The organism is Pseudofrankia coriaricola, assembly GCF_001854805.1.
Lineage (GTDB): Bacteria > Actinomycetota > Actinomycetes > Frankiales > Frankiaceae > Pseudofrankia.
The window spans coordinates 20667-28350 of record NZ_MBLO01000074.1 but is presented as its reverse complement, the minus strand read 5'-3'; the positions used below and the strand labels follow the sequence as shown (position 1 = coordinate 28350).

At 68.0% G+C, this 7684-nt stretch carries 4 protein-coding genes and 1 pseudogene; 2 read left to right on the top strand and 3 right to left on the bottom strand.

The genetic code is table 11. The features are described from left to right. Together BCD48_RS51220 and BCD48_RS56530 are read left to right on the top strand one after the other, a co-directional pair. A pseudogene (locus BCD48_RS51220) lies at nt 1-221 on the top strand (hypothetical protein); the annotation flags it as partial. 195 nt (nt 222-416) lie between these two features. After that, a complete protein-coding gene (locus BCD48_RS56530; RefSeq protein ID WP_116271505.1) occupies nt 417-2045 on the top strand; it encodes an NACHT domain-containing protein in 1629 nt (542 codons plus the stop codon). A gap of 160 nt (nt 2046-2205) precedes the next feature. On the opposite strand, the gene BCD48_RS13235 is transcribed toward BCD48_RS56530, so the two are convergent. The 3 genes from BCD48_RS13235 to BCD48_RS13225 form a co-directional block, all read right to left on the bottom strand. After that, nucleotides 2206-3216: a VOC family protein gene (locus BCD48_RS13235; RefSeq protein ID WP_071048660.1), complete on the bottom strand. Its 1011-nt coding sequence runs from the start codon at nt 3214-3216 to the stop codon at nt 2206-2208. Then, nucleotides 3216-4451: a cytochrome P450 gene (locus BCD48_RS13230; protein ID WP_071048659.1), complete on the bottom strand. Its 1236-nt coding sequence runs from the start codon at nt 4449-4451 to the stop codon at nt 3216-3218. The genes BCD48_RS13235 and BCD48_RS13230 overlap by 1 nt, the downstream gene beginning before the upstream one ends. Before the next feature lie 285 nt (nt 4452-4736). Then, nucleotides 4737-7451 (bottom strand): FHA domain-containing protein, encoded by a 2715-nt coding sequence (locus BCD48_RS13225; protein WP_071048658.1) that lies wholly within the window; start codon nt 7449-7451, stop codon nt 4737-4739. Nucleotides 7452-7684 lie beyond the last annotated feature (233 nt).

The window sequence follows — 7684 nt, the reverse complement described above, 5'->3', positions numbered from 1 at the left end:
GCCAGTGGGAAGACGAGGCCGCGATCCGGCGACTCAACGAGCCCTATCCCCTACCGGTGAGCTGGGAGCCAGCCGATCCGGAGCTGGTCGACGACTGGGACATCATCACCCGGCTGGCCACCATCGGCGCCGGCTGGCCCCCTCCTAGGCCGAAGTTACGGATCGCCAAAGATCAATATCGTCTTTACCTGGAACTTTGGTGTGCGTTGGGCGAGCGGTAGACAGTAAGACGATCAGCTCGCGCCTCGCGGTCTCCCATCGCGGTCCGTGACGGCCTGCGGTTCACGAGGACCACCGCGAACACGGCCAATGCCGGCGTATGCTGCGGAAACGCTGACCACGCGACTACCTTCAGGCGATAGATCGACTACCTTCAGTAACGGTAGCCAGTAGAGCGAATACGGTCCGCCGCAAGTGTGCTGGTCAGGGCGCTGGACTTCATCAAGATCACGCAACTTCGGCCTAGGGACTGGGCTGCGGACCCCGCCGAGCTGGCAGGCAGCGGCCGGCACATCGTCGACGTCCTGGACCTGGTTCCAACCGGCCGGTTGGTTGTACTCGGGGAGCCCGGCGCCGGCAAGACCATGCTCGCGGTACGGCTCGTGCTCGACCTCCTCACTAGTAGATCTCGCGGGAAACCAGTGCCAGTCCTGATTTCGCTGGCATCCTGGAACCCGGCACATCAGGGATTGTATGACTGGCTTGACCGTCGGTTGACAGTCGACTATCCCGGTCTGCGAGCTCCAGCGACGGATCGAACGAGGAGAAGCTGGGCGCGCGCATTGCTCGACCAAAAGATGATTTTGCCAGTCCTTGACGGGCTGGATGAGATTTCCAACGCGGGTCGTAGCTACGCGATCGCCCGGATCAACGAGGCGCTAGGACCGGGACAGGGAATCATCCTGTTGTCCCGGAGTGGACAATATAGCGAGGCAACTAGCCCTCATACAGATCCTGGGGTGCGCCTGGCCGGCGCCGCAGGTATCGCTCTATGCCCGCTGAGACATGACGATGTCGCCGAATATCTGCGTCGCTCGGCTGATGGATCGGCAGGTGCTCGCCGCTGGATGCCGGTACTAACCGCTTTCTCTACGCCGACGCCGTCAGCACAGGCTCTAACCACCCCTCTGATGGTCAGCCTGGCCCGCACTATCTACAACCCCCGTCCCGGTGAACACTCTGGCAGCCGTCCCGACCCGATCGAAATGCTCGACCAGGCCCGGTTTCCTGACCGTACTCACATCGAACAACATCTATTCGAAGGATTCCTCCGAGCCGCATACCGGCAGCATCCAAACCCCACCCGACGCTGCCCCTGGTCGCCCGTCCAGGCAGAGCACTGGCTCATCTTCCTCGCCAGACATCTCGAGCACAATCTCAACGGCTCCACGGACATTCGGTGGTGGGAGATATCAAAAGCAGTGCCAAGCATCACCTTCGCCTTGGCGGTAGCACTTGCCTCAGGTCTTGCCGAGGGATTGCCGTTCGGGGCCCTCGCTGGAGTTGTCGCGGCGACCCTAGTTGGGCTTGCGACCAATCCGCGAAGTAACGTACCAGCCCAAAGAATACGCTGGTCTAGAACGGGCGCAACTCGACTGGGTGCGCTACTTGTACTTCCTCTGATCTTAGGGTTCTTCGCCGGCGTGCCAGCAGATCTTACAGAATCTGCGACTCCCCGCACGCTCCTTGCACGAGATAAGCGAAGCTTCAAAATTCTTACGTCTGCAGCCGCACTATTCGTCTTCTGGGTCGCCACGGCTTCGGCGACAGATGCAACTAGTAGTGGGGGGAAAATAGCCTTCGGCGCTCTGACTGGCCTACTTTGGGGATTCGCGTTCGGACTCCGGCAAACTCAATCGGCGAGGTTTGCTCTAGTCCGATACTGGCTGGCGCTACGCGGCCGGCTTCCTTGGCGGCTGATGCGCTTTCTGTCGGATGCCCATGAGCAGCGGGGCGTGCTACGTCAGGTGGGAGCGGTATACCAGTTCCGTCATGTGGAATTGCAGCGGTATCTCGCGACTCGCGGTTCTACTCCTCGCGTCTGAGCGGATCACTATAGTTATTAACGTCATCCGTGACCGCGGGCTCTTGTACTAGTCCGCGCGGCGGGTCGATCGGGTTCCTTGCTCGGCGGTACCTGCCCGGAGCCTCTAGGCCGGGGGGTTACAGTCCCCCGGCCAGCGGTGGCAGAGCGGCCGGACTCCTCTATCGGTTGGCGGCGAGGGCCGGGTGCCAGGCTGGTCCGGCGTGGTCGGCCTGTCGGTACCGTCCCCGCGGATATGTCACGAGTTCGAAGTAGAGGCCGAACGGGGCGAGGCCGTGGATGGTGTAGGCCTCGTCGCCGGCCTCGTAGTCGTATGCCGGCTTCTTGCGGCCGAGGATGTGCACGTCCCGGGTCGTCAGCGCGTCGAAGGCGGCGTCGATGTCGTCGACGTAGATCGCCAGGTGCCAGCCGCCGACGTCGAACATCGCGGGCCAGACCTGCTGCTGCCCGGGGTAGGGCGGGCATTCGATGAGCTCGATGCCGAGGTGCGAGGAGCACAGCACGCGGGCCCGGGTCGGCCTGGCTCGCGCGTCGACGTTGGCGAAGGCGCGCAACCCGCCGTCCGGACCGCCCGGTGGCCACGGTGGGAGGTCCACGTCGCGGCGGAACCCGAGGACGCCCGCCAGGAAAGCGCTCGCCTCGTCGAGGTCGGCGACCGTGACGCGCAGTCGTTCGAAGCCCCGGAATCCCGGCAGCGATCCGGGCCGCGGCCGCCAGGCCGGCTCGGCTACGGGCGCGGGTTCCGTCGATGCCGGTACCAGCTCGAAGTGCAGGCCGAACGGGGTCAGATAACGGCGTTCCCCGAGTGCGTACACGTCCCGCTCCGCCAGGAACTCGACGGCCGCGTCGATGTCGTCGACGACGGCGGTGAGGCCCCAGCCGCCGACGTCCAGCAGGTCGGGCCATTCTCTCCGCTGGCGGGGCGTGCTCACCTGGAAGAGCTCGATGTTGAGGAACGGGCTGCGTAGCACGCGCACGTAGTGGACGACGGAGCGCACGTCGGCGTTGGCGATGACCCGCATGAACGGGCCCCGGCGGCCTTCGAACGGGCCCATCGTGTACAGCGTCTGGCAGCCGAAGACGTCGATGAGGAACGCCGTCACCTCGTCCAGGTCGGCCACCGTGATGTTCAGATGCTCGATGCCGCGCGACGTCGGCAGGCCGGCTGTCATCAACGGACCGTGAAGCTGATCGGCTCGGCGAGGAGCACTCGGTTCACCGTCGCGCGGAACGCGATCTCGGCGCCGTCCTGGAGCCGGAAGTCGTCCAGCCGCCGCAGCAGTTCCTCGAGCGCGATGCGCAGGTTCATCCGAGCCAGGTTCGAGCCGAGACAGCGGTGCGGACCGGCGCCGAAGGCGAGGTGCCGGTTCGTGGCGCGGTCGAGATCGAAGTCCTCCGAGTGCGCGAACTCCCCCGGGTCCCGGTTCGCCGAGGCCCAGTAGATGATCACCTTGTCGCCTTTCTTGATCTGGCGACCGGCGACCTCGACGTCGCGCATGGCGGTGCGCGTGATCTGCACGAACGGACTGTCCAGGCGTAGGAACTCCTCCACCGCCCGCCCCAGCAGGTCGGGCTTCTCGCGCAGCAGCGCCGGAATCTCCGGGTGTTCGCAGAACCGGAGCATCGACTGGCCGAGCGCGCCCGCCGTCGTCTCCAGCCCGCCCAGGATCAGGAGCTGGACGGTGCCGACGATCTCCTCCTGGGTGATCGGCCGGCCCTGGATCTCGGCGTTCAGGATCGCGTCGATGACATCGCCCTTCGGTTCCTGACGTCCGCGCTGTGTCAGGAAGTCGGAGATCCACTCGGACAGGCCTCGCCAGGACGCGGCGGCCTCAGGGTCCTGCGGAGCGCCCGACTTGTTGGCCAGGTAGGCGACGTACTCGACCTCGTCCGCGGGCGCGTTGATCGCGACGTCGAAGAACGACTGGGCGGGATATGGACGGGCGAAATCGGCCATGAAGTCACAGGCGCCGCGGTCGGCGAAGCCGTCGATCAGGCGGTTCACCAGTGCTCTGGTCCGCGGCTCCCATGCCCTGACGGCCTTGGGTGTGAAGAACGGGTTGACCAGCCGCTTGAACTCTCGCTGCAGCGGTGGGTCGATCTCGACGGGCAGGTTCCGTACGGCGATCGGGGCCACCGGCACGGTCAGCCCGAACGCAGAGCTGTACGTCTCCCAGTCCTGGGCGATGCGCAGCACCTCGTCGTACCTGGTGACGACCCAGTAGCCGTCGTAGACATCGCTGTGCGCGACCGGGCACGTCGACCGCATCCGGTTCAACACCGGGTACAGGTTGTCAATGACGTCCTGCGATAAATGGTCGAAATGATGTGCGCACCATTCGTCGGTGATGGACGTTCCGTCGATGAGCGCGTCGGTGGACCGCCCGCCCGTCGGCTCGTCGGCCATGGACTCTCCCCTGCTGGTCGGCGCTACCCCGCCGCGACGGCCCCGGTGGCAGGCCGTCCGTCGTGGCGCGCTGGCGACCGGCTGGCCGCGAGGGGCGAGCCGACCGGTGACAGCCACGCTCCTCCACCCGCACCCACCCGACTAGTAAGTGAATGCATGCTCGCAAATGTCCGAACCGAAGGTCAATCGGATCGCCGGTCTTCCCCGCCGACGGCGCCGACGCCCGCACCGGCCAGACCGGTGCTCTCGGCGATTCCGGGTCAGGCAGCACTGGCGTCTTCTGCTTCAGGGCTGAGAGCGGCCCCCAGGCTTCGGCGGGCAGCCGGATGAGCGGGGGCGGGAGAAACGGGGGTCGAGCCGGCCAAGGAACAGGCCGGCGGCGGCCAGGCTGGCCAGGCCAAGCGCCGTAAGGGCACCCAGGTCGAGCAGCAGGGTCTCCGTCGTGTGCCGCCAGAGTGGATCGGGGGGAACCCCTGGGTTGAGGCGCGGATCAGTCAGCTTCTGGACGTCGACGAGGTCGGTCACCGAGGCCGCGGCGGCGTCGCCCCAGCGGCCGGGCAACAGCCAGGACAGCTGGTTCAGCCCAGGGCGACCGGCGAGCGGAATCAGCGCGCCGGCCAGCACCAGCTGCGCCGCGGAGAGCACGACCAGCGGCGGCATCGCCTTGTCGGCGTTGTCGACCAGCGCGGACACCGCGAGGCCCATCATGGCAGCGGCGGTCCCGGTCGCCGCGACAACGATCATCATCTCAACCATCGGATGACCGGTAAGCACCCCGTCAGCCGGGGCCCGACCCACGAAACCCATGATAGTGATCACTACGCTCTGCGCCGAGGTGATTATGGTCAGGATCAGCGCCTTGGAGCCGAGATAAGCGGTGGTGGACAGACCGATGGCGCGTTCACGCAGGTAGACCGGCCGTTCCTTGACGATCTCGCGGATCGCGTTGGACATGCCCAGGAAACTCGCCACAAGCGTGATGACGAGCAGAACCCGGATCGCGTCCCGGTTTGGCTCCCCCGTTGGCACCGCGCGTAGCCCGTGCGGTGTCTCGACGAGCCGTGGAAGGAGCCCCAGCAGGAACGGATAGACGACGATCATGCGCAGGTAGGAGTGGTCGGAGGCGATGATCCGCCCGTACCGGCGGCTCAGGGTGAGCAGCTGGGAGAGCATCGGCTGCTGCCGCGGCGTCGACAGCGGCGCACGGGCTCGCCGGGCGACCGGCGCGGGGGGCGGGTTCTTCGCGAGGTGGACCGACGATCGGTGCCGGCGGGCGAGCCGGGCCGCGCCGTCGGCGCTCTCGAGAACTCCGAAGGCGTCCGCCCAGCTGCCCTGGCCGAGGAAAGGCAACGCGCCCCGAGGCGGGCCGAAGTAGGCCACATGCCCGCCCCGGGTGAGGACCAGCAGGAAGTCGCACAGGTCGAGCTGGGCCACGCTGTGGGTCGCGACGACGACCGTCCGCCCGTCGTCCGCGAGTCCGCGCAGCGATCGCATGACCTCCTGGTCGAGGCCGGGATCCAGTCCGGACGTCGGTTCGTCGAGATAGAGCAGGGTCGGCTGGGTGAGCAGCTCGAGCGCGATGCTGGTCCGCTTGCGCTGACCGCCGGACAGCGTCGTGACCCGCCGGTCGGACAGGTCGACCCCACTGGGCAGCGTCCACTCGCCGGTCGCGGTGGCGTCGGCGAGGCCGAGCTCGTCCGCCCCGCGCGCGGTGAGGCCGAGCTCGGCGAGCACGGCGTCCACACGCGCGCCGCGCTCGGCCCGGGTGGTCTCGGCGGGGAAGCGCAGCCGGGCGCCGTACTCCAGGGCCTGGCGAACGGTGAGGGTGGTGTGCAGGATGTCGTCCTGCGGCACGTAGCCGATGCGCCGGCGCAGTTCGTCGTACTCGGCATACAGGTCGCGGCCGGCATAACGGACGGTTCCGGCGCCGGCCGGGCGGAACCCGGTGAGCGCGCCCAGCAGCGTCGTCTTCCCCGCCCCGCTGGGCCCGATCACCGCGAGCAGCGCCCGTCCGGGTAAGCGGAAGCTGATGTCGTGCAGTAGCCGGGCCCCGTCGACGTCGACGCACAGGCCCTCCACCTCGAAGGCGACGTCGCCGGTGTCCAGGTACTCGGCCAGCCGGGTCGGGACCGCCCACGGGTCGTCGGCGTCCCCGACGGCGTGGAACACGTGGTGGCCGACGGCAATCAGGTCGCCGGCACGCAGCAACGCCCGTTCGACCCTGCGGCCGTTGACGTAGGTGCCGTTCGCCGAGCCGAGGTCGACGACGCGCACGCCGTTGGGACCGACGGTCAGCTCGGCGTGCTTCCGGGAGGCGAGCAGGTCGCCGACGACCAGGTCGTTCGTCAGCGCACGGCCGACGGACATCCGGCCGGGCCGCAGCGGGTGGACGGGGCCCAGGCCACCGAGCTCGGTCACCGCCGTGGAACCCGGCCCGGTAGACCCGAGCCGCGGGCCGGTCAACGCGCCGAGGTCACCGATGTGGGCGGTCAGCTCGGCGTGATGCCGGCCGAACGCCGTGGTGTCGAGAACGCCTTCCCGGTCCGGTGCGGGATCCGGTTCACCGCCGAGCCGGCGGCCGGACGCGCCGGCGGCCGGCCGGCCGAGTCCGGCTGGGTCCGCAGGCGGACCCGACGCCGGAAGGGCGGTCTCCTCGTGGGACCGAGAGGGCGGCGTCGGCCGTCGGATCGGCATGGTGGCGGGCGCCCCCGCCTCCACGGCCACGGTGATGCGCGGCCCGTCCGCCGAGCCCAGGCGGAACTCGGACTGGGCGCGGACCGGCACCCGGCTTACCCGCCGCCCCGCCAGCCACGTCCCGCCGCTGCCGAGGTCCACGACCTCCCAGCCCTCGGCCGTCGGCTCGATCAGCAGGTGGCGCCGGGACACCCGCGGGTCGGCGACCACCAGATCGGCGGTGGCGTCCCGGCCCACGAGGAACGACTGGCCTGGCTCCACGACGAAGACCTCGTCGCGGCGGCGAACCGTCAGACCAGCCGACAAGCCCAGACCAGCCGACAAGCCATCCCCCATCACGCTCCGGCGCTACGACAACTGCTCAGGCCCCTGATCGTCGATCCTGACCGGGTAGCCGCCCGCCCCGGCTCGCGTCGCGTGAACCACGATTTGGTACGGATACTCCGTAGGCAGACCTACCTTCCTGGACCATTGTCGCAATAACGGCGCGCTTCGCTGCGCCAAGCGACACGGATCACCACTCATGTCGAACACTCCCG

Coding starts and splice junctions, on each gene's coding strand:
- BCD48_RS13235 (WP_071048660.1), bottom strand. CDS start 3,216: ATGACAGCCGGCCTGCCGACGTCGCGCGGCATCGAGCATCTGAACATC.
- BCD48_RS13230 (WP_071048659.1), bottom strand. CDS start 4,451: ATGGCCGACGAGCCGACGGGCGGGCGGTCCACCGACGCGCTCATCGAC.